Below are 17,980 nucleotides of genomic sequence, written 5' to 3' on the forward strand. Positions count from 1 at the left end.
CATGAGCCAAGCCGCCAGCGACATTGCCGCCAACGACCTGTTGCGGGTCAACGACATCGAGGTGATCTACGACGGGGCGATCCTGGCCGTGGCCGGGGTTTCGCTGACGGTGCCCAAGGGCGGCATCGTCGCGTTGTTGGGTGCTAATGGCGCGGGAAAAAGCACCACGCTGAAGGCGATTTCCGGGCTGGTGCGAGCCGAGCGGGCGCAAGTCAGTCGCGGCACGATCGAGTTTCTCGGTCGCGATACGGCGGGTGTCGATCCCAGTCTGCGGGTGCGCCAAGGGATGGTGCATGTGTTGGAGGGTCGCCACGTGTTCCCGCAGTTGACGGTCGAAGACAACCTGCGCAGTGGCGGCTTCGTGCGCGGCTTGAACCGCCAGGACCTGGCCCGGGACCTGGAGCGGATTTACGCCTGGTTCCCGCGCCTGAAAACCAAGCGCAAGACCCAGGCCGGGCTGACGTCCGGTGGCGAGCAGCAGATGGTCGCCATCGGCCGGGCGTTGATGACACGTCCTACTTTGGTACTGCTTGATGAACCTTCCATGGGTTTGGCGCCTATTATCGTCCAGGAGATTTTCGAGATCGTCGCCCAGCTCAATCGCGACGAGCAGGTGAGCTTTCTGATTGCCGAGCAAAACATTAATGTGGCGCTCAAGTACGCTTCACAGGCCTATGTCCTCGACACCGGCCGGGTGGTGTTGTCCGGCAGCAGCGAGGCGCTGTTGGCGCGGGGCGATCTGCATGACTTTTATTTAGGTAAACACTGAGCAGTGAGAACGCCATGACTGAAACCCAACGCGGACAGGCGAACGACGCCATCCGCCATGCGGACATCCTGATCGTCGGCGGTGGCCTCAGCGGCGCGTTGCTGGCGGCGCAGTTGTTGCGCCTGCCCGGTAAACGCTCGTTGCTGGTGATCGAGCCCCGGGCAGAACTTGGACGGGGCGAGGCCTACAGCGCGGTCGAGTTGGGCCATACGCTGAACGGCAACGCGGCGCGCATGAGCGTCGACCCGGACAACGCCGACGACCTGACGCAATGGCTGACCGAGTACATCGCCGGCGGTGGCTGGCCGGAGTCCGATGAGCAGCATGTGCCGGTCAGCGAACTGTTTCCGCCCCGGGGGATTTTCGGGTTGTACGTGCAGCAACGGTTGGCCGAAGCGCAAGCGCTGGGCGCGTTGAATGGCTCGACGGTCGAACATGTGCGGGCCGAGGTGGTGGACTTACAGACGCTGGATGATTCTGTGCGGCTGAGCTTGAGTGACGGCCAGCGGTTGCAGGGTGCTTATGCGGTGCTGGCGACCGGGATGTTTCCGGCTGCGCGCACGCCGCAGACCGAGTCCAGTGGCTTGAACGCTGCGGCGCTTGATCCCTGGGATGTTGCCGCGATGCGTGAGCTGGATCCGCAATCGACAGTGTTGATCATCGGTTCAGGCCTGACCATGGTCGATGCCGTGGTGTCGCTGGAACAGGCCGGGCATCGCGGGCCGATCGAAGTGTTTTCCCGGCATGGCTTGCTGCCGCACGTGCGTCGACAACCACCGGCGTGGGTGGATTTTCTTGCCGTGGATCACAGCATTCGTACGCCGCGACAGTTGGTGCGAGAACTGCGTCGGCATTGCCGGGATGCCATTGAACAGGGTATCGATTGGCAGGCGCCGCTGGATACGGTGCGGGCGCATATCGGTCGGTTGTGGAATCAGGCGACGGATGGGCAGCGTCGGCAGTTTGTGCGGCATGTGCGGCCGTGGTGGGAAAGTCATCATCACCGGTCGCCGCCGTTGAGTGCCGAGTTGGTTGCGCGATTGCACGGGGAAGGGCGGTTGCGGATTCAGGCGGCTTCGTTCAAAGGGCTGGAGCCTGCTTCGGGTGGTGTCAGTATCCGTATTCGTCGACGTGGTGAAGCGCAAACGGTTGTCGTCAGTGGCGCGGCGTTGATCAATTCCAGTGGCATCGAGTATGACTGGCGACGGGTGGCGCGACCGTTGCCGCGGCAGCTGTTGGCCCGTGGGTTGGTGCGGCCGGGGCCGTTGGCGCTGGGGATTGCGGCGGCGGTTGATGGCGCGGTGCTGGGTGGTGATGGGCAGGTTGCGAGTCGACTGTTTGCCATGGGGCCGCCGTTGCGGGGGATGTGGTGGGAGAGCACGGCGGTGACTGACGTGGCTAGTCAGGCCAAGGCTTTGGCTTTGCGCTTGGTTGGGGGGTAGGTTGGGGGTATATCCGTTTTTTTTGTGATGGCTGATATTGGTTTCGCCCTTACGGCGAGTCACTTTGGAAAAGCCCCAAAGTAACCAAAGGGCTCTTGCCCCTTTCGTTCGGTGCCTCGCCTAGGCTCGGCATGCCCTCGCTCCGGTCCTGCTCCGTGGGCCCGCCGCCATCGGCCATCCATGGCCGGGGGCGGCTAACCCGGCATCCATGCCGGGTTGCCCACTACGCAGAACCTCCACTCGGCCTCTCGAGGGGGCGTGTACCGCAAAAGCCAGATCAAAAGCTGAAGGCGAGCTAACGCTCGGCCTGATGAGTGGTGAGAAGCGAAACAAACGCGATCCCCTGTAGGAGCCGGCTTGCTGGCGATGGTGTCCGTCCAGCCAATACATACGTTGACTGACACACCGCTATCGCCAGCAAGCCGGCTCCTACGGGGGAATGCGTAAGTGTCCGAAATTAGTGGGCCACCACAAGATCAAATGCGAAAGCCAAAGCCAAAGCCAAAGCCAAAGCGAGGCGGCTTGCCAACCGACCTGTCTCATTGATCGTACGCATTCCCCTGTAGGAGCCAGCTTGCTGGCGATGGACGCCAACGATAATGCGGGCAATCTGGATGAACGCGTCGCCCATACGCTTTTCGCCGGCAAGCCGGCTCCTACAGGGATCTGCGTACGCTTTTGATTTTCACCACTCATCAGGTCGAGCGTTAGCTCGCCTTCCGCTTTTGATCTGAGCGCCCCCTCGAGAGGCCGAGTGGAGGTTCTGCGCAGTGGGCAACCCGGCATGGATGCCGGGTTAGCCGCCCCCGGCCATGGATGGCCGATGGCGGCGGGCCCACGGAGCAGGACCGGAGCGAGGGCATGCCGAGCCTAGGCGAGGCACCGAACGAAAGGGGCAAGAGCGCTTGGTTACTTGGCGCTTCTCCAAGTGACTCGCCGTAAGGGCGAAACCAATATCAGCCATCACAAAAAAAACGGATATACACCCAAACAAAGAAACCCCGAAAAGACCAAATCCTCTCGGGGTTTCCTATTCAAAGCCGCACAAACCAGCCAATCAATAACGCTGATACTTGGACCCAAACTCAGGACGGTTTTCAGCGACATACAACGTACTCGCCTGACTGTCCTTACGATCAACACCAACCGTATTCACATTCAACGTAGCCGGCTGACTGACCTTCGCCGCCGCCACTACGGGCAACGTAGCATGCGGGGCAGCGATTGCCGATGTAGCACCAAGAACCGAAAGGACGAAACCAAGACCGATAATGCTTTTCATGATGTAGCTCCAGAACTGTGGGAAGAAGATGGGCCCACAGTAGTCCTGGAGCATCACGATGAAAAAACACCCTGACGCATAGTCTTTATCGAGAACGTTGATCCAAGCCGTCAGCGTGGTATGCGGTCTGCCAGCCAGCGCTGCTTGAGCTGTTCCAGGCGCCCGTCCTGGCGCATCGTGTCCAGCGCCTGTTGCCAGCGCGCAATCTGACGCGGGTCGCTCAACGGCGAAAAAGCGATATACGTGGCTTCCTTCATCAGCGGTATCTGGTAGTGCAACTGCTCGGGTGGCACTCCTTCTTCACGGGCCATGGTGGCGACGGAAAGGGTATCGGCCACCACGAACTCCGCGCGACCCAGACGGGCCAGACGCATCATTTGTTCGGGGTTTTCCACGCCGTACAGATTGTTCACATCCTGCTTCTGCAAGTAGCTGTAGACCAGCCATTTTCGCGGAACGGCAATGCGGCCCTGATGACCGGCCTCCAGCAGACTACGCACCGGTTGCCGGGTACTTTCAGTGGAATACAGAGCGGTTTCCACCTCCATCAGCGGACCGACCCACTGATACTGGCCATCACGCTCGGCAGTGCGCAACACGGTGAACACCCCTGTGGTGGGCTCGGTGCTGGCCACGTGCAAGGCGCGCAGCAGCGGGACTTGTTGAAAGTGCACCTGGTCGCCAGCCATGTCGGCCAGTGCCTGCACCACGTCCACGCCAAACCCCACCAGCTGATTACCCTGCTGGAAATGCAGGGGCGGGTGGTTGTCTGTCAGCATGTTCAGGTCTGCCGCGACCGCAGTGAACGTCAAAAGAGACAGCAGGCAAACGGCGATACGCTTCATGAATCGTCCTTGATCGAATGAGGCACGAAGCTTAGTACGAGCGTGCAGTCACTGTCCCGCGCAATTGAGCGGGCTTTTGCGTCAGACCTGAGGATTTATAAGTATCACTCGCTCCCACAGGGGATCTTTGTTGCGACGTGGATCGCGATCAATACCGCTGATATTTCGAACCGAACTCTGCGCGGTTTTCCGCCACGATCACGCCGTCGCGTACGGCGTTGTCCGGGCTGATCAGGGCGACACGTTCACGCAGTTCCTGCAGGCGATCGGCGCCACCTTCGGCGACACGTTCACGCAGCTCTTGCAGGCGATCGGCGCCACCCTCAGCAACACGTTCACGCAGCTCTTGCAAACGATCGGCACCACCTTCAGCCACGCGGTTCTGTTGCAGCCGATCCGAGCCACCTTCCACCAGCAGTTGCTGGATCTGGCCGTGGGACACCGCGTTCACGGTGCTGGCCGAGGCCAGATTCGACAGGCCGAGACCACCGACCAGTGCCAGACCGAGTGCCAGGGAAGAAACTTTCGAGAAATTGATCATGGTGATTCTCCGTGCGTTTAGTTTGAGTGGGTCGGTAGCTGCTGCTATCCGGTGATCACAGTTAAACGCCCGGGTGTATCGGTGATGTGTGCTCGAACCCGGCGAAATCGCTGTCTGCGTATCTGTCGCGGGTTCTTATACAGACGGATACAAAACCCTTCAGATGTGAAGGGCGGTCGTGTTCAGCGCCAGGCACGCTTCATGATTCTGCGCCGAGCATTTCCACCGGGTAGGAGAACACATAGCCTTCGCTGCGCACGGTCTTGATGTAGGTCGACTCGCGCGAGTCATCCATCAAGCGTTGGCGCAAACGGCTCACCAGCAAATCGATTGAGCGATCAAACAGGTCGGCATCGCGTCCCTGGGTCAGGTTGAGCAACTGGTCGCGGCTGAGTACCCGTTGCGGGTGATCGAGGAATACGCGCAACAAGCGGTACTCGGCACCACTGAGGGCGACCATCGTGTCGTCTTCATCGAGTAGATGGCGGGCAGTCGTGTCGAGGCGCCAGCGGCCGAAACCCAACAGTCGGCCACTTTCGGTGATCAGCAGGTTGGGCGGCAGCATTCGCGTACGGCGCAATACGGCGTTGATCCGCGCCAGCAACTCGCGGGCGGCGAAGGGTTTGGTCAGGTAGTCGTCGGCGCCCATTTCCAGGCCGAGGATGCGATCGGTTTCGTCGTTGCGTGCGGTGAGCATCAGGATCGGTGTCGCTTTATGTTTACCCGAGCGCAACTCGCGGCACAGCACCAGGCCGTCATCGCCGGGCATCATGATGTCCAGCACGATCAGATCCACCTGATTGGCTTCCAGAAAACTGCGCATCTGCCGGCCGTCGGCAACCACCGTGGTGCGCAGGCCGTTCTTCTTCAGGTAATTGCCGACGAGCTCGCGAATCTCCCGGTCGTCGTCGACGATCAGGATGTGGTTTACATGTTCCATTGCTCAACCCTCTTGTTATTCGCACGTTGCGCATTCTAGGCAGCCACGGTGCACCTGCCCACAGGCTTTGTATCACAGTGTATCCGCTGCGCTGTTTGACACCTTACGCCTTAATTCCGCGGGTTCTAAGACACATGGCAGATACCTCGGGTCGATTAAATGGGCTCCATCGAGACAACACGGATTGCCTCGCAACCATTACCCATTGCAACCCTGAGGAATTCACCATGAACTGGAACAAACTGATTGCCGCCAGCTTCTTCGCCGTCCTGAACGTTGCCGCATTTTCGGCCCATGCCGATGTTCAAGCGCCGGCGCAAACCACGGCGTACGGCACGCATCTGGATATCAAGAAAGTCGTATCCATCGTCGACAACGGCGGCGGTACCTGCGGCATTGTCGATGCCCGCCTGACCTACCTCGATTCCAATGGCGCACAGAAGGTCACCGGGTACAGCAAATTCGCAGACTGCGCGAATCAGGGCGGCTGATCTTTCCACTACGCTCATCGCAGTCGATGTCGAGCAACGCACCGTTTGCTCAGCGCCCCGCGATGGCTGATTCATGTCGTCCAAACACCCGATCAATGACTTGCAGGGATATCACCATGAAGATCAATGTGTTGAGCAGTACTTCCGCCTCGCGTCGTCGCCGTTTCCTTGGCCCCTCGGTCCTCGCGTTCGCGCTGATGCAGCTCGGTGCTCTCGGGGCTGCCAGTGCGCAAGCCGCGACTGCCGAGCCCGTGGTGGCGAGTGCTGCGACCCTCAAGGCGGACACGTTCGGCCCGCTCAAGCATGTCAATGCCGGGTTGCTGAGTGTGGCGTACGCCGAAGTCGGCCCCGCCGATGGGCCGGTGGTGATTCTTCTGCACGGCTGGCCGTACGACATTCACAGCTACAGCGAAGTGGCGCCGTTGTTGGCGGCCAAGGGTTACCGGGTGTTGATCCCGTACGCACGGGGCTACGGTGACACGCATTTCCTGTCCGACAAGACTGTTCGCAACGGCCAGCCTGCGGCGTTGGCCAGTGATGTCATCGACTTCATGGATGCACTGAAGATCAAGAAAGCGGTGCTGGGTGGCTACGACTGGGGCGCACGCTCGGCGGACATCGTTGCCGCGCTTTGGCCGGAGCGGGTCGAGGCGCTGGTCGCCGTCAGCGGCTATCTGATCGGCAATCAGGCTGCGGGCAAGAACCCGTTGCCGCCCAAGGCCGAGTTGCAATGGTGGTACCAGTTCTATTTTGCAACCGAGCGCGGCCAGGCCGGCTACGAAAAGAATCGTCACGACTTCGCCAAGTTGATCTGGGAGCTGGCATCGCCAAAATGGCGCTTCGACGACGCAACGTTCGACCGCAGCGCGGCGGCCCTGGACAACCCGGATCACGTCGCTATCACGATTTTCAACTATCGCTGGCGGTTGGGCATGGTGCAGGGCGAACCCCAGTATGAAGCGCTGGAGCAGCAACTGGCCAAGGCCCCGGTGATTACGGTGCCGACCATCACCATGGAAGGCGATGCCAACGGCGCGCCGCACCCGGCCGCGGAGGATTACGCCAAGCGTTTTACCGGCAAATACGAATACCGCCTCATTAGCGGCGGCATCGGCCACAACTTGCCGCAGGAAGATCCGCAAGCCTTTGCCAAGGCTGTGATCGACGCGGATAACCTGTAAAGCGGAACCGGCTTGCTGCGCTGCGCAAGGCTTTAGGGCCTCATCGCCAGCAAGCTGGCTCCTACAGGAATCGTGGGTGTCGGTAGTTTTTCATACGGCACCAAACTGTAGGTGCCGGCTTGCCGGCGATGGCGCCCGGATGAGCGATGCACGGTTCGAGGGCCTCATCGCCAGCAAGCTGGCTCCTACAGGAATCGTGGGTGTCGGTAGTTTTTTACACGACACCAAACTGTAGGAGCCGGCTTGCCGGCGATGGCGCCCGGATGAGCGATGCACGGCTCGAGGGCCTCATCGCCAGCAAGCTGGCTCCTACAGGAATCGTGGGTGTCGGTAGTTTTTCACACGACACCCAACTGTAGGAGCCGGCTTGCCGGCGATGGCGCCCGGATGAGCGATGCACGGTTCGAGGGCCTCATCGCCAGCAAGCTGGCTCCTACAGGAATTGTGGGTGTCGGTAGTTTTTCAAACGACACCAAACTGTAGGAGCCGGCTTGCTGGCGATGGCGGCCGGATGAGCGATGCACGGCTCGAGGGCCTCATCGCCAGCAAGCTGGCTCCTACAGGGTTTGGTTACGCAACCACCCGATAACACGGCACGTACGCCGCGCCGCCCGGCAGTTTCATCCGGTGCTGGGCCACGAACGCCTTGAGCAACTGATCCAGCGGCTGCATCACCGCCGCATCGCCACGGATCTGGTACGGCCCGTGTTCTTCGATCAGGCGGATACCCTTGTCCTTGACGTTGCCAGCGACGATGCCGGAGAACGCGCGACGCAGGTTGGCGGCCAGTTCATGGGCCGGCAGGCTGCGGCTCAGTTTCAGGTTGGCCATGTTTTCGTGGGTCGGGTCGAACGGGCGCTGGAAGCCCTCGTCGATTTTCAGCAGCCAGTTGAAATGGAACGCGTCGTTGCGCTCGCGGCGGAACTGTTTCACCGCTTTGAGGCCAGCAGTCATCTGCCGCGCGACTTCAGCCGGGTCGTCGATGATGATCTCGTAATGCTGCTTCGCCGCGTCACCCAGGGTGGCGCCGACGAACGCGTCCAGTTGTTCCAGATACGGCGCCGCGTGTTTCGGTCCGGTGAGGACGACCGGGAAGGGCAGGCCCTTGTTGTCCGGGTGCATCAGGATGCCGAGCAGGTACAGGAACTCTTCGGCTGTGCCCGCGCCGCCAGGGAAAATGATGATGCCATGGCCGACACGCACGAACGCTTCCAGGCGTTTCTCGATGTCCGGCAGAATCACCAGCTCATTGACGATCGGGTTCGGCGCTTCGGCAGCGATGATGCCGGGCTCGGTCAAACCGAGGTAACGGCCACCGTGAATGCGTTGTTTGGCATGGGCGATGGTCGCGCCTTTCATCGGGCCTTTCATCACGCCAGGGCCGCAACCGGTACAGATGTCGAGACTGCGCAGGCCCAGTTCGTGGCCGACTTTCTTGGTGTATTTGTATTCTTCGGTGTTGATCGAGTGGCCACCCCAGCACACTACGATTTTCGGTTCGACGCCGGGGCGCAGGGTGCGGGCGTTGCGCAGCAGGTGGAACACGTAGTCGCTGATGCCCTGGGAATTGCTCAGGTCGATGCGCTGGCTGTCGAGTTCGTTTTCGGTGTAGACGATGTCGCGCAGGGCGCTGAACAGCATTTCCCGGGTGCTGGCGATCATTTCGCCATCGACGAATGCGTCGGCCGGGGCGTTCAGCAGTTCAAGGCGTACACCGCGATCCTGCTGGTGAATGCGGATTTCGAAGTCCTTGTAGGCTTCGAGGATGGTCTTGGCGTTATCGACATGGGCGCCGGTATTCAGAATGGCCAGGGCGCACTGGCGGAAGAGGGTATAGGTGCTGCCGGATCCGGCTTCGCTCAGTTGCTGTACTTCACGTTGAGAGAGGGTTTCCAGGCTGCCTTTCGGGCTGACCGAAGCGTTGATTACTTGTCGTTGGGACATTCAATGATCCTTAAAACGATGTCACCCGCCGAGGACGCATGACATCCGAATAGTATGTATCCACGAAAGAAGATGGCACGAACTGCGCTGTATCGCCACGTTCCCCTTTGACGATGAAAAGATGAAAAGGAGCCCCAGCATAGCTAAATCCCTCGCAGAGGCGATAATGCCCCGCAGTCTTTTTGCTCACGCCGCCTGAGGAACCCCGTCGCGATGTTTGAAATCCAGCCGCAGAACCCAGAAATCTATCGAAGCCAGACGCGCCGCAGCACGATCATCATCGCCCTGGTTTTCCTCGCCCTGGCGATGGTTTTGTCCACCGCGGCGGTGGCAATGTTCGGCGAACCGGGGGGCGACAATCTACGCTTCAACGTGGGCGGCGTGTTTGTCGCGGTGCTGTTGATGGCGGCGCTGATGCGCGGCACGTTCTGGACTCAGGAGTGGATGGCGCCGGCGGTCTACGGCTGGCAGCTCAAACGCAGCCTGATGAGCGTCACCAACGTCATGCATCAGGTGACGGCGGCGGTGGACGCGGGTGATCCGAGTGCCATGAAGCTGCTGCGTTTTTATCACCTGGGGCTGAGCCAGATGCACCAACTGGACGGTAACTCCAGTGATCACGGCCAATTGATACGTGAAATGGACCTGCACAAGGCACGAATGGAAGCGCTGGGCATCGAAACCGAACAGACGCAATTGAACCCGGCGTGGCTTGAGGCCGTGAAACAGACGCAACGCTAACCGGTACAGGATCAAGGCACATTGATAATAAAAAGGCGAACGGGATCAGTCGCCATTCATCAGGATTCAGGGAGCGTCATGGGTAACCCGTCTGTCAAAGACCGAATTGAACAATTACGCCACAGCGTGCCTTTGGTCACCGAACAGGTCGGGGCCAGGATCAAGGTGCGCTCCGCGGTGGTACTGCTTGTTGCAGTGTGCCTGTCCATGATTGTCATCGTGATCTGGGAAGCGTGGAGTTCGCGCCAGTATCATCTGCATGACAAGGAAGTGGCGATGTCCAACCTTGCGCAGACCCTGGCCTCGCAAGCGCAGGCGACGATCAAGCAGGCCGATACGCTGCTGTTTACGCTGGTAGAACGCCTCGAAAACGACGGCTTTGACCCGGCCGGGCTGCCACATCTGGAGCGCTTGCTCAGCGCCCAGCGCAGTGAGTTGAGTCAGTTGCATGGCCTGTTCGTCTATGACGAAACGGGGCGCTGGATTGCCAATTCCAACGGCGCCGCCCTGACCGATGCCAACAATGCCGACCGTGAATATTTCATCTTCCATCGCAATCATCCCGACCGTGGGCCTCATATCGGCCCATCGATCAAAAGCCGCTCCAGCGGCGAATGGATCATGACGGTGTCGCGCCGGATCAATCATGCCGATGGGAGTTTTGCCGGTGTGGCGCTGGCGACGATTTATCTCAATCACTTCCTGTCCCTGTACGACAGCATCGACATGGGCCGCAACGGCGTAATCAACCTGATCGCCGACGATGCCACCATCATCGTTCGCCGGCCGTTCAACGAAGCGGATATCGGCACCAGCCTCGCCAACAGCCCGCTGTTCAAGCAGTTGTTGCCCTCGGGGAGTTCAGGGACGGCAACATTCAAATCCATGGTAGATGGCGTTGTGCGGGTGGTGGGGTTTCGCCGGGTCGAGGGGTATCCGCTGGTTGTTTTCACCGCGCTCGACAAGGAGGAAGTCCTGGACGGCTGGCGTGAGGAGTCTTTGCTCAGTGCTGGCATCGTTACGCTTTTGCTGGGATTTGTCGGTGTACTGGGTTTTCGCCTGATCAATCTGATGAAGCAGCAGAACCGCATTCAGAACCAACTGCTGGACGCTCAGGACAAACTGCTCGAGGTCAATCGCGGCCTGGAATTGCTGGCCCTGGAAGACGCGCTGACGGGGCTGTCCAACCGGCGTCAGTTCGACCTGTTCATCCACTCGGAAATGGGCCGCGCCCGGCGCAGCCTGAGCGGCCTCGCGCTGCTGATGATCGATGTCGATCACTTCAAACTGTTCAACGACCACTACGGTCATGTGGCCGGCGACGAATGTTTGCGCAACATCAGCGCGATCATCACCGACAACATCAAGCGGCCCGGGGATCTGGCGGCGCGCTACGGCGGTGAAGAGTTTGCGGTGGTGCTGCCAGGGACTGACTATGTGGGGGCGTTTCTGGTGGCGGAAAAAATCCGTCGTGCGGTGTTGCAGGCCGGTATTCCCCACCGTGAAGGCGCAGAAGGCATGGTGACGGTCAGTATCGGTGTCGCCGCTTACGATCCGGCATCACAGGCCCAGCCGAACGACCTGGTGGGCGCTGCGGACAAGGCGCTTTACGTGGCCAAGGCCAGCGGCAGGAACATGAGCGTCATTGCCAACTGAACTCAAACAAACCCACCGCTGCCCTGAACCAGTTGGGTCGCGAGGTACGATTGCTTGAGTTTTTCCAGCCACCAACCCAGGGCGCGACCGTCATGGTCGCCACGCCAGCCGGCATACAGAATGTTAGGTTCGCGCGGGTCGGCCATCTGTTTTTCGACCAGCGTGCCGTTTTCCAGTAACGAGCCGACCCGATGTTTGGGTAGCCACCCCACGCCCAGGCCGTCGCACTGGGCGTGGATTTTGGCGCGCATGGTCGGCACGGCGAGCACGGGTTGTCCGCCGGAGACACCATAAGTGCTGCCTTCGGTGAATCTGGACGAGTCGGCCACGACAATCGCCCGGTGTTGCGTCACCGTTGCCCGTGAGATCGGTTCCTTGGCCTTGGCCAGTGGGTGCTTCGGTGAGACCGCAAACACCCATTCCATTTCCCCCAACTGCATCCAGCGCAAGGAAGGGATGGCCGGCGGTTCGTTGGTGGCGCCGATGATCAGGTCCGCCCGGCCTTCGCGCAGGGCTTCCCAGACACCTTTGAGCACTTCCTGGGTGATGCGCAACGGTACGCCGGATTCCAGCGCATCGAACTCGTGAATCACCGGGATCAGGGTTTCGAACTCCAGCAGTTCGTCGGTGACGATCCACAGGCGACTCTCCCAACCATTGGCCACTTGCTGCACCCGTTGGGTCAGGCGCGAGACGTCCTGCATCAGCCGCGCCGCCTCGTTCACCAGCAATTCACCGGCCGGGGTGAGCTGCAAGCGGTAACGGCGGCGATCGAAGAGTAAGGCGTCGAAACGCTCTTCCAGTTGCCGCGCCGCATACGACACGGTCGATGGCGCCTTGCCCAGGTGCACCGCCGCGCGCGACAGGCTACCGGTTTCCCGAATGGCCTCCAGCAACGCCAGGTCCTCAATCGACAACATGTTCTGAATCCTCGAACGAACGGCCTGGAAATGAATGTCTGGAGCAACGAGAACAAAATATAGGCCAACCCCAACCCCTGTAGGAGCGAGGCTTGCCCGCGAAGAGGCCCTCGAGCGCTGCGTCGAATTTGAGGCCGCCATCGCCAGCAAGCCGGCTCCTACAAAATCGCGGGCTGTCTGAAATTTATCGGCCACCCCACCCCCTGTAGGAGCCGGCTTGCTGGCGATGAGGCCCTTGAGCACTGCGTCGAATTTGAGGCCGCCATCGCCGGCAAGCCGGCTCCTACAGGGATCGTGTGGTATTTGAAAGGGTGGACGTTCGGCGTGATTTGCGCTGCCTGAACACTCGAACGTAGACCAACACGTTGATCACCAGCACCACGCCGCCGAGTCCCAACTGGATACTCGGAGTCAACCCGGCCGGGTAAATCACCGGCCACACATAATGTTCGATGAAACCACCGCCATAGCCGGTTTGCCCGGCCGCGCTGCGCATGAGGTTTTCCCACTGTGTCAGCGGGCAGGTCAGGTGGAACACTTCGACCGCAATTCCCCACGTTGCGGCCGGCAGGTGCCACCAGGCCAGGTGGCGCCATTTCAGCACCAGCAGCCCGCCAAACAGCACGAACAGAATGAACAACAGGTGAAACAGCACCAGCCCATCGGCGGCAATCCGGTAAAGCATGGCGACTCCCTGACGCGTGATGCGAATCACTCCATGGTACTCGGGCGGGGCGTCGGCGCTCTATCTATTGTTTGCTGCCCAACCCAGCGAGCACGGCCTTCAGACGCAGCACCATGGCCTCACTGCTACGTTGCATCGGCGCGCGCAGTTCGTCGTCGATCAAGCCTTCAAGGGCCAGTGCGGTTTTCACCGGAGCAGGATTGGGTTCAATGAACAGGCTTTGAATCAGCGGCAGCAACCGGAAAAACGTCGCCCGTCCTTCCGCCAACCGCTGGTCGCGGATCTGTTGATACAGCGTCACGAACAACTCCGGATGCACATGCGCCGAGGCGGCAATCGCCCCTTTGGCGCCGAGGCACAGGGCGCTGAATATCTGGTTGTCTTCGCCGCACAACACGTCGACCTTGCCGCTGGTCAGCAGCGCCAGGGTGTTGCCCTGATTGCCGCCGCAATCCTTGATCGCGACGATTCGCTCGTGGGCCACAATGTTGAGCAACGTTGCCTGTTCGAAGGCGATTCCGGTGCGATACGGGATGTCGTACAGAATGATCGGCACAGTGGACGCTTCGGCAACCGTTTTGAAAAACGCTTCAAGACCCGCCTGGGACGGGCGAATGTAGTACGGCGGCGGCACCAGCAACCCGGCCAGTGGCCGCTTGAGGATTTCGCTCTGCAATTGCAGCAGTTCGGTCAGGTTGTTGCCGGCCAGCCCCATGACCACCTGATCCGCAGGCACTAACTCAAGCACGGCATCCAGCACCGCCAGTTGTTCATGTTTGCTCAGTGCCGCCGCTTCAGCGGTAGTGCCGCAGACCACCAGGCCATCGACGCCTTTGTCCAGCAAATGGCTGACGAGCCGGCGCAACCCGACGAAATCGATCGCACCGTGTTGAAACGGCGTAACGAGCGGAACCCAGATACCTTGAAACGATGACATGCACTTACTCCTGAAAGTTGACCGATTTCGTCACCGTCAGAAGCGTAGAAGGAAGTAAGCAGGGGGAGGGTGCCCGTCGCGCTCAATGTCCTGTCAGCTCATCTGACGGGACAGCGCGCCCCGGTCACATGAGCGACTGTTTCTTCGATTTGAGGGCGTGCGCAACGCAACCTTGCGCCTTGGCAATCAAGCCAATGGCGTCAATGTTGAGGTTGAAGGTTGCGGACATGTTTGCTTACACCCTGAATGAGGCGCTCAGTTTTAAGAGTCGGCGGGAATTTTGTCAATCACCAAAAACGGCACAAGTGCGCAAGATTGTTCAAGCCATCGGGCGCGACTGCTGGCACAGTCAGGCGTCTTTCCTGTTTGTAGAGCGTTATGACTCACTCACTCATGCCGCGCAGCGCCTTTCTTCGTGGCGCCGCGGCGATCATGCCGTTGTCCCTGGCGACCGCGCCGTGGGGATTGCTGGCCGGTTCCATGGCCATCGAAGCCAACCTCACGCCGCTGCAAGGCCAGGGGTTGTCGAGCATCGTGTTTGCCGGGGCGGCGCAATTGGTGGCCATCGGTATGCTCAAGGGCGGTGCCGGAATCTTTTCGATTCTGCTGACCACGTTATTGCTGACGTCGCAGCATCTGCTCTACGGCATGAGCATGCGCTCGGTAATTTCCCCGCTGCCGGGTCGCTGGCGTGCCGGGCTGGGCTTTTTGCTCACCGACGAGCTGTTCGCCCTGACCAGCCAGCATGACAAACAGCAATTCAACCGCTGGTATGCCCTGGGCGTCGGCCTGACGTTTTACATTGCCTGGAACCTTTTCACGCTGGCCGGCATCGTGCTGGGCAGCAGCATTCCCGGTCTGGAACATCTGGGCCTGGACTTCTCCATCGCCGCGACCTTCATTGCCCTGATCACCCCGGTGGTGCGCAACGTACCGACCGTGGTCTGCGTGGCGGTTTCGCTGTTTTGCTCGGTGTTGTTCAGCTACTGGCAATGGGGCTCGGCGCTGGTGTTGTCGGGGTTGGCGGGCATGACGGCGGGCTTCATCTGCAATAAATTCTACGGTGGACGCACATGATGGTCTGGGCGGTGATTGTCGGTATGGGGATTCTGGTGTTCCTCAACCGTTATGTCTTTCTCGAGCCACGGCTGCCGCTGCGCCTGAGCAGCAACGCCCGGCAATTCCTCGGTTTTGCAGTGCCGGGCATGTTGACCGCGATCTGCGGCCCGATTGTGTTCATGCCGGATAAACAGTTGAACCTACAATGGGACAACCCGTACCTGATCAGTTCGCTGGTGGCGGTGGGGCTGGTGCTGTACACCCGCAACACCTTGCTCAGCATGTTGTTGAGCATGGGGTTCTTCTTTTTGCTGCGCTGGTGGCTCTGAGCCGGGAGCGCGAAACTGTTCTACGCTTAAAGTTGATGACTGAACCCTTAGGGAGAGAGGTGAGCATGGCAACTGAACAAAAGCGTCCGGATCCGGAAGATGAAGACATGGATGAACCGACGGAAGAAGAGATCGAGCGGCAGAGACGTTCGACGCCTGACTGGAAGCATCCCGACGACGGGAAGGAACTGTCAGAACCTGATAGAAAGTTTTAGCAGGCGCCCTGACCGATCTGCGCATACAACAAAGCCCCGCCAGCGAGCGGGGCTTTTTTTGCCGGTCGATCAGATCGACACGTTCCAGCGAATCTGGGTAATGCCCAATTGCCGGGCTTTGATGCGTGCCGCTTCGAGGGTGGCGTGTTCGGCGATCTTGCGGCCGGATTCAGGGTAAGCATGCGCGGACGCCGAATGAATCGCTTCGACATCGGAAAAATGCACAGCCAGCTTGAAAAAGTGCTGTCGCACACCGTCGAATAAGTAATGCACGGCATAGGGAATGAGTTCACTCATCTATCTCTCGTGGAGCCAGCCAGGTCAGTGGCTTAGTCGTCGAATAAAAATTCAGAGAGATCTGCGGTGAAAGTGTGATGCAGAAATAGGACTGCTGAAAAAGGAGGAGGCTCAGTGAGCCTCTACCGTTCAGAGTGCGGCGACGACGGGTTCGTTCAGTCCTTTTGCCAAACGTAGACCTGCGTGTCGTTTCAAGCGTCCTCGAGCTGCAATTCGTCGGGATGTGAGGCCCGATAGCCCAGGGTCTTGTCGATCCATGCGTTCACTTCGTTGACCATGACCGGCGGCTTGCCGGGGTAGTACATGAGCGTTGAACGCAAGGTGCCGTCAATCCCCGGAACCGATAGCAGGTTGCGGGTCTTTATGTATTGCTCGATGAAACAGTCCAGCCGATAGTGCTCTGTCGTCGAAAGATAAACGCACTCCAGACCAACGACTTGAATGATTGCAAAATCGTCGCGCATTTAATTCTCTGCAAGGCTTGTTGTAGTTGGGATTTCCTTAGTTGTTGACTCATTGGTCAACCAGGCGATGCCAATGGAAATGCGGCGCGCATGCTATCCGTAGTTATTCTAAATGTATGTATGACGATCAAATTGTCGGACAAGCGGTTGAGACAGCAAAGCGTCCTCTATCAGTAAGTGTTACTTGGGTGAAACAGTCTGTGTAACGTTTAAGTTATTGGTCTGCATAAATAACAGTTATTGGCTGCCGTCAGGCTGTTGGTATTGATAAGTTCATGCACTCTCGTCAATCAGAGACGCGTCTTGATTCCTCACGTTGCCTACAGCCTTGCCAACTCTGTACCACTCGAAAACCTCGCTGCCTTCGCCTTGAAACAAGGCCATCTGTTCGGCGCGTTCCGCGGGCGTGGCGGGATCGAGCCATTCCCGTGCCAGTTCCGGCGACAACACCACCGGTCGCCGGTCATGAATGTCGAGCATGCCACCGGCGCTGTCCGCGGTAATGATCACGAAACCGTTGTCGTCTGTCGGGTCCTCGCCAACTGTGGGAAACCGGCCAATCGCGGCACAGAAAATCGGATCGCGGTCCTGCCGCCGGATGAGCCATGGCTGTCTCGTTGAGTCCGGCGTATCGACCCATTCGAACCAGTTGTCGATCGGCACAATCGCGCGGTGCGGCCAGATTGCGCGGAAGAACGGACTGTGGGCGACTTTCTCCACCCGTGCATTGATCGGCGCCGCACGATCCTTCGCCCAATGCGGCCGCCATCCCCAGCGCACCTTGTCAGCCTGGAGCCCATTGCTTTGCCGATGAAACAACGCGAGTTGATTCGTCGGCGCGGCGTTGTATCTGGCCAGCGGTTCATCGCCGACATGGTTGATCAGCGCGTCGGGAATACTCAGCACCGCCACGAAGTCATGAATGCCCCGGTATTGCGAGAGTCTTCCACACATCGAAAGAAACCTCTTACTGGAACCTTCAGCTTAGACGCTTCACCTGTAGGAGCCCGGCTTGCCGGCGATGGCGATTTCACAGACGCGATCGCCAGCAAGCCGGCTCCTACGGATTGGGGATGTTCGGGATCGGGGATTCACACGAACCCTGTAGGAGCCGGCTTGCCGGCGATGGCGATCTTACGGGCGCCTTCGCCGGCAAGCCTGGCTCCTACGGATCGCCAGGATGTTCGGGATTGGGGATTCACACGAATCCTGTAGGAGCCGGCTTGCCGGCGATGGCGATCT

21 protein-coding genes are annotated in these 17,980 nt (G+C 59.6%); 9 read left to right on the plus strand and 12 right to left on the minus strand.

Translation table 11 applies throughout. The features are described from left to right. Position 1 precedes the first annotated feature (1 nt). Positions 2-769, plus strand: coding sequence for an ABC transporter ATP-binding protein (locus tag IB254_RS12970; RefSeq protein WP_008029215.1), 768 nt, complete (start codon positions 2-4; stop codon positions 767-769). A gap of 14 nt (positions 770-783) precedes the next feature. Continuing rightward, positions 784-2,211: an FAD/NAD(P)-binding protein gene (locus tag IB254_RS12975; protein WP_192417546.1), complete on the plus strand. Its 1,428-nt coding sequence runs from the start codon at positions 784-786 to the stop codon at positions 2,209-2,211. A gap of 457 nt (positions 2,212-2,668) precedes the next feature. Here IB254_RS12975 and IB254_RS12980 read toward each other — a convergent pair whose 3' ends face one another. From IB254_RS12980 to IB254_RS13000, 5 genes are all read right to left on the minus strand, one after another. Then, positions 2,669-2,842: a hypothetical protein gene (locus IB254_RS12980; RefSeq protein WP_192417547.1), complete on the minus strand. Its 174-nt coding sequence runs from the start codon at positions 2,840-2,842 to the stop codon at positions 2,669-2,671. A gap of 426 nt (positions 2,843-3,268) precedes the next feature. After that, positions 3,269-3,493: a hypothetical protein gene (locus IB254_RS12985; protein WP_032832783.1), complete on the minus strand. Its 225-nt coding sequence runs from the start codon at positions 3,491-3,493 to the stop codon at positions 3,269-3,271. A 110-nt stretch (positions 3,494-3,603) separates the two neighbouring features. After that, positions 3,604-4,338 carry a substrate-binding periplasmic protein gene (locus IB254_RS12990; RefSeq protein ID WP_192417548.1) on the minus strand — a complete coding sequence of 245 codons (735 nt, stop codon included), beginning with the start codon at positions 4,336-4,338 and terminating at the stop codon, positions 3,604-3,606. Between the two features lie 148 nt (positions 4,339-4,486). Further along, positions 4,487-4,879, minus strand: a complete 393-nt coding sequence (locus IB254_RS12995; protein WP_192417549.1) for a hypothetical protein — start codon at positions 4,877-4,879, stop codon at positions 4,487-4,489. A 199-nt stretch (positions 4,880-5,078) separates the two neighbouring features. After that, positions 5,079-5,819, minus strand: coding sequence for a response regulator (locus tag IB254_RS13000; protein ID WP_192417550.1), 741 nt, complete (start codon positions 5,817-5,819; stop codon positions 5,079-5,081). A gap of 227 nt (positions 5,820-6,046) precedes the next feature. Between IB254_RS13000 and IB254_RS13005 the strand changes: the two genes are divergently transcribed. Together IB254_RS13005 and IB254_RS13010 are read left to right on the plus strand one after the other, a co-directional pair. After that, positions 6,047-6,310, plus strand: coding sequence for a DUF2790 domain-containing protein (locus IB254_RS13005; protein WP_192417551.1), 264 nt, complete (start codon positions 6,047-6,049; stop codon positions 6,308-6,310). Between the two features lie 116 nt (positions 6,311-6,426). Beyond that, positions 6,427-7,491 carry an alpha/beta fold hydrolase gene (locus tag IB254_RS13010; protein ID WP_008043220.1) on the plus strand — a complete coding sequence of 355 codons (1,065 nt, stop codon included), beginning with the start codon at positions 6,427-6,429 and terminating at the stop codon, positions 7,489-7,491. A gap of 570 nt (positions 7,492-8,061) precedes the next feature. Here the strand turns inward: IB254_RS13010 and ppnN are convergent. Further along, entirely contained in the window at positions 8,062-9,435 is a 1,374-nt protein-coding gene (gene ppnN, locus IB254_RS13015; RefSeq protein ID WP_192417552.1) for a nucleotide 5'-monophosphate nucleosidase PpnN, read from the minus strand. A 213-nt stretch (positions 9,436-9,648) separates the two neighbouring features. Between ppnN and IB254_RS13020 the strand changes: the two genes are divergently transcribed. Then, entirely contained in the window at positions 9,649-10,176 is a 528-nt protein-coding gene (locus tag IB254_RS13020) for a DUF3087 family protein (protein ID WP_192417553.1), read from the plus strand. A gap of 78 nt (positions 10,177-10,254) precedes the next feature. Further along, positions 10,255-11,832 (plus strand): sensor domain-containing diguanylate cyclase, encoded by a 1,578-nt coding sequence (locus IB254_RS13025; protein ID WP_192417554.1) that lies wholly within the window; start codon positions 10,255-10,257, stop codon positions 11,830-11,832. A 2-nt stretch (positions 11,833-11,834) separates the two neighbouring features. Here IB254_RS13025 and IB254_RS13030 read toward each other — a convergent pair whose 3' ends face one another. From IB254_RS13030 to dapA, 3 genes are all read right to left on the minus strand, one after another. Further along, positions 11,835-12,752, minus strand: a complete 918-nt coding sequence (locus IB254_RS13030; protein WP_192417555.1) for a LysR family transcriptional regulator — start codon at positions 12,750-12,752, stop codon at positions 11,835-11,837. A 283-nt stretch (positions 12,753-13,035) separates the two neighbouring features. Beyond that, positions 13,036-13,437, minus strand: coding sequence for a DUF2784 domain-containing protein (locus tag IB254_RS13035; protein WP_008030239.1), 402 nt, complete (start codon positions 13,435-13,437; stop codon positions 13,036-13,038). A gap of 64 nt (positions 13,438-13,501) precedes the next feature. Next, positions 13,502-14,374 carry a 4-hydroxy-tetrahydrodipicolinate synthase gene (gene dapA, locus IB254_RS13040; protein ID WP_192417556.1) on the minus strand — a complete coding sequence of 291 codons (873 nt, stop codon included), beginning with the start codon at positions 14,372-14,374 and terminating at the stop codon, positions 13,502-13,504. Between the two features lie 378 nt (positions 14,375-14,752). Here dapA and IB254_RS13045 point away from each other — a divergent pair, with 378 nt between their 5' ends. The 3 genes from IB254_RS13045 to IB254_RS13055 all read left to right on the plus strand — a co-directional run bounded on the left by IB254_RS13045 (position 14,753) and on the right by IB254_RS13055 (position 15,977). Further along, positions 14,753-15,451, plus strand: a complete 699-nt coding sequence (locus tag IB254_RS13045; protein WP_032828797.1) for an AzlC family ABC transporter permease — start codon at positions 14,753-14,755, stop codon at positions 15,449-15,451. Continuing rightward, on the plus strand, positions 15,451-15,762 hold the full coding sequence (locus tag IB254_RS13050; RefSeq protein ID WP_167362959.1) for an AzlD domain-containing protein: 312 nt from the start codon (positions 15,451-15,453) through the stop codon (positions 15,760-15,762). Before IB254_RS13045 ends, IB254_RS13050 begins: the two co-directional genes overlap by 1 nt. 65 nt (positions 15,763-15,827) lie before the next feature. Beyond that, positions 15,828-15,977: a hypothetical protein gene (locus tag IB254_RS13055; RefSeq protein WP_192417557.1), complete on the plus strand. Its 150-nt coding sequence runs from the start codon at positions 15,828-15,830 to the stop codon at positions 15,975-15,977. A gap of 69 nt (positions 15,978-16,046) precedes the next feature. On the opposite strand, the gene IB254_RS13060 is transcribed toward IB254_RS13055, so the two are convergent. From IB254_RS13060 to IB254_RS13070, 3 genes are all read right to left on the minus strand, one after another. Next, complete coding sequence (locus IB254_RS13060; RefSeq protein WP_192417558.1) at positions 16,047-16,274, minus strand: DUF6555 family protein; 228 nt, start codon at positions 16,272-16,274, stop codon at positions 16,047-16,049. Positions 16,275-16,465: 191 nt separating this feature from the next. Continuing rightward, positions 16,466-16,738: a hypothetical protein gene (locus IB254_RS13065; protein ID WP_192417559.1), complete on the minus strand. Its 273-nt coding sequence runs from the start codon at positions 16,736-16,738 to the stop codon at positions 16,466-16,468. Positions 16,739-17,011: 273 nt separating this feature from the next. After that, positions 17,012-17,692 (minus strand): SOS response-associated peptidase, encoded by a 681-nt coding sequence (locus IB254_RS13070; RefSeq protein ID WP_192417560.1) that lies wholly within the window; start codon positions 17,690-17,692, stop codon positions 17,012-17,014. Between the last annotated feature and the right edge of the window lie 288 nt (positions 17,693-17,980).

It is taken from the genome of Pseudomonas sp. PDM03 (assembly GCF_014852385.1).
GTDB lineage: Bacteria > Pseudomonadota > Gammaproteobacteria > Pseudomonadales > Pseudomonadaceae > Aquipseudomonas > Aquipseudomonas migulae.

Excerpts from the sequence above, each read along its gene's own strand:
- IB254_RS13000 (WP_192417550.1), bottom strand. The coding sequence starts at position 5,819 with ATGGAACATGTAAACCACATCCTGATCGTCGACGACGACCGGGAGATT.
- IB254_RS13020 (WP_192417553.1), top strand. The coding sequence starts at position 9,649 with ATGTTTGAAATCCAGCCGCAGAACCCAGAAATCTATCGAAGCCAGACG.
- IB254_RS12995 (WP_192417549.1), bottom strand. The coding sequence starts at position 4,879 with ATGATCAATTTCTCGAAAGTTTCTTCCCTGGCACTCGGTCTGGCACTG.
- IB254_RS13025 (WP_192417554.1), top strand. The coding sequence starts at position 10,255 with ATGGGTAACCCGTCTGTCAAAGACCGAATTGAACAATTACGCCACAGC.
- IB254_RS12980 (WP_192417547.1), bottom strand. The coding sequence starts at position 2,842 with ATGGGCGACGCGTTCATCCAGATTGCCCGCATTATCGTTGGCGTCCAT.
- IB254_RS13045 (WP_032828797.1), top strand. The coding sequence starts at position 14,753 with ATGACTCACTCACTCATGCCGCGCAGCGCCTTTCTTCGTGGCGCCGCG.
- IB254_RS12990 (WP_192417548.1), bottom strand. The coding sequence starts at position 4,338 with ATGAAGCGTATCGCCGTTTGCCTGCTGTCTCTTTTGACGTTCACTGCG.
- IB254_RS13055 (WP_192417557.1), top strand. The coding sequence starts at position 15,828 with ATGGCAACTGAACAAAAGCGTCCGGATCCGGAAGATGAAGACATGGAT.
- IB254_RS13010 (WP_008043220.1), top strand. The coding sequence starts at position 6,427 with ATGAAGATCAATGTGTTGAGCAGTACTTCCGCCTCGCGTCGTCGCCGT.
- dapA (WP_192417556.1), bottom strand. The coding sequence starts at position 14,374 with ATGTCATCGTTTCAAGGTATCTGGGTTCCGCTCGTTACGCCGTTTCAA.
- ppnN (WP_192417552.1), bottom strand. The coding sequence starts at position 9,435 with ATGTCCCAACGACAAGTAATCAACGCTTCGGTCAGCCCGAAAGGCAGC.
- IB254_RS12975 (WP_192417546.1), top strand. The coding sequence starts at position 784 with ATGACTGAAACCCAACGCGGACAGGCGAACGACGCCATCCGCCATGCG.
- IB254_RS12985 (WP_032832783.1), bottom strand. The coding sequence starts at position 3,493 with ATGAAAAGCATTATCGGTCTTGGTTTCGTCCTTTCGGTTCTTGGTGCT.
- IB254_RS12970 (WP_008029215.1), top strand. The coding sequence starts at position 2 with ATGAGCCAAGCCGCCAGCGACATTGCCGCCAACGACCTGTTGCGGGTC.
- IB254_RS13050 (WP_167362959.1), top strand. The coding sequence starts at position 15,451 with ATGGTCTGGGCGGTGATTGTCGGTATGGGGATTCTGGTGTTCCTCAAC.
- IB254_RS13030 (WP_192417555.1), bottom strand. The coding sequence starts at position 12,752 with ATGTTGTCGATTGAGGACCTGGCGTTGCTGGAGGCCATTCGGGAAACC.
- IB254_RS13035 (WP_008030239.1), bottom strand. The coding sequence starts at position 13,437 with ATGCTTTACCGGATTGCCGCCGATGGGCTGGTGCTGTTTCACCTGTTG.
- IB254_RS13070 (WP_192417560.1), bottom strand. The coding sequence starts at position 17,692 with ATGTGTGGAAGACTCTCGCAATACCGGGGCATTCATGACTTCGTGGCG.
- IB254_RS13005 (WP_192417551.1), top strand. The coding sequence starts at position 6,047 with ATGAACTGGAACAAACTGATTGCCGCCAGCTTCTTCGCCGTCCTGAAC.
- IB254_RS13065 (WP_192417559.1), bottom strand. The coding sequence starts at position 16,738 with ATGCGCGACGATTTTGCAATCATTCAAGTCGTTGGTCTGGAGTGCGTT.
- IB254_RS13060 (WP_192417558.1), bottom strand. The coding sequence starts at position 16,274 with ATGAGTGAACTCATTCCCTATGCCGTGCATTACTTATTCGACGGTGTG.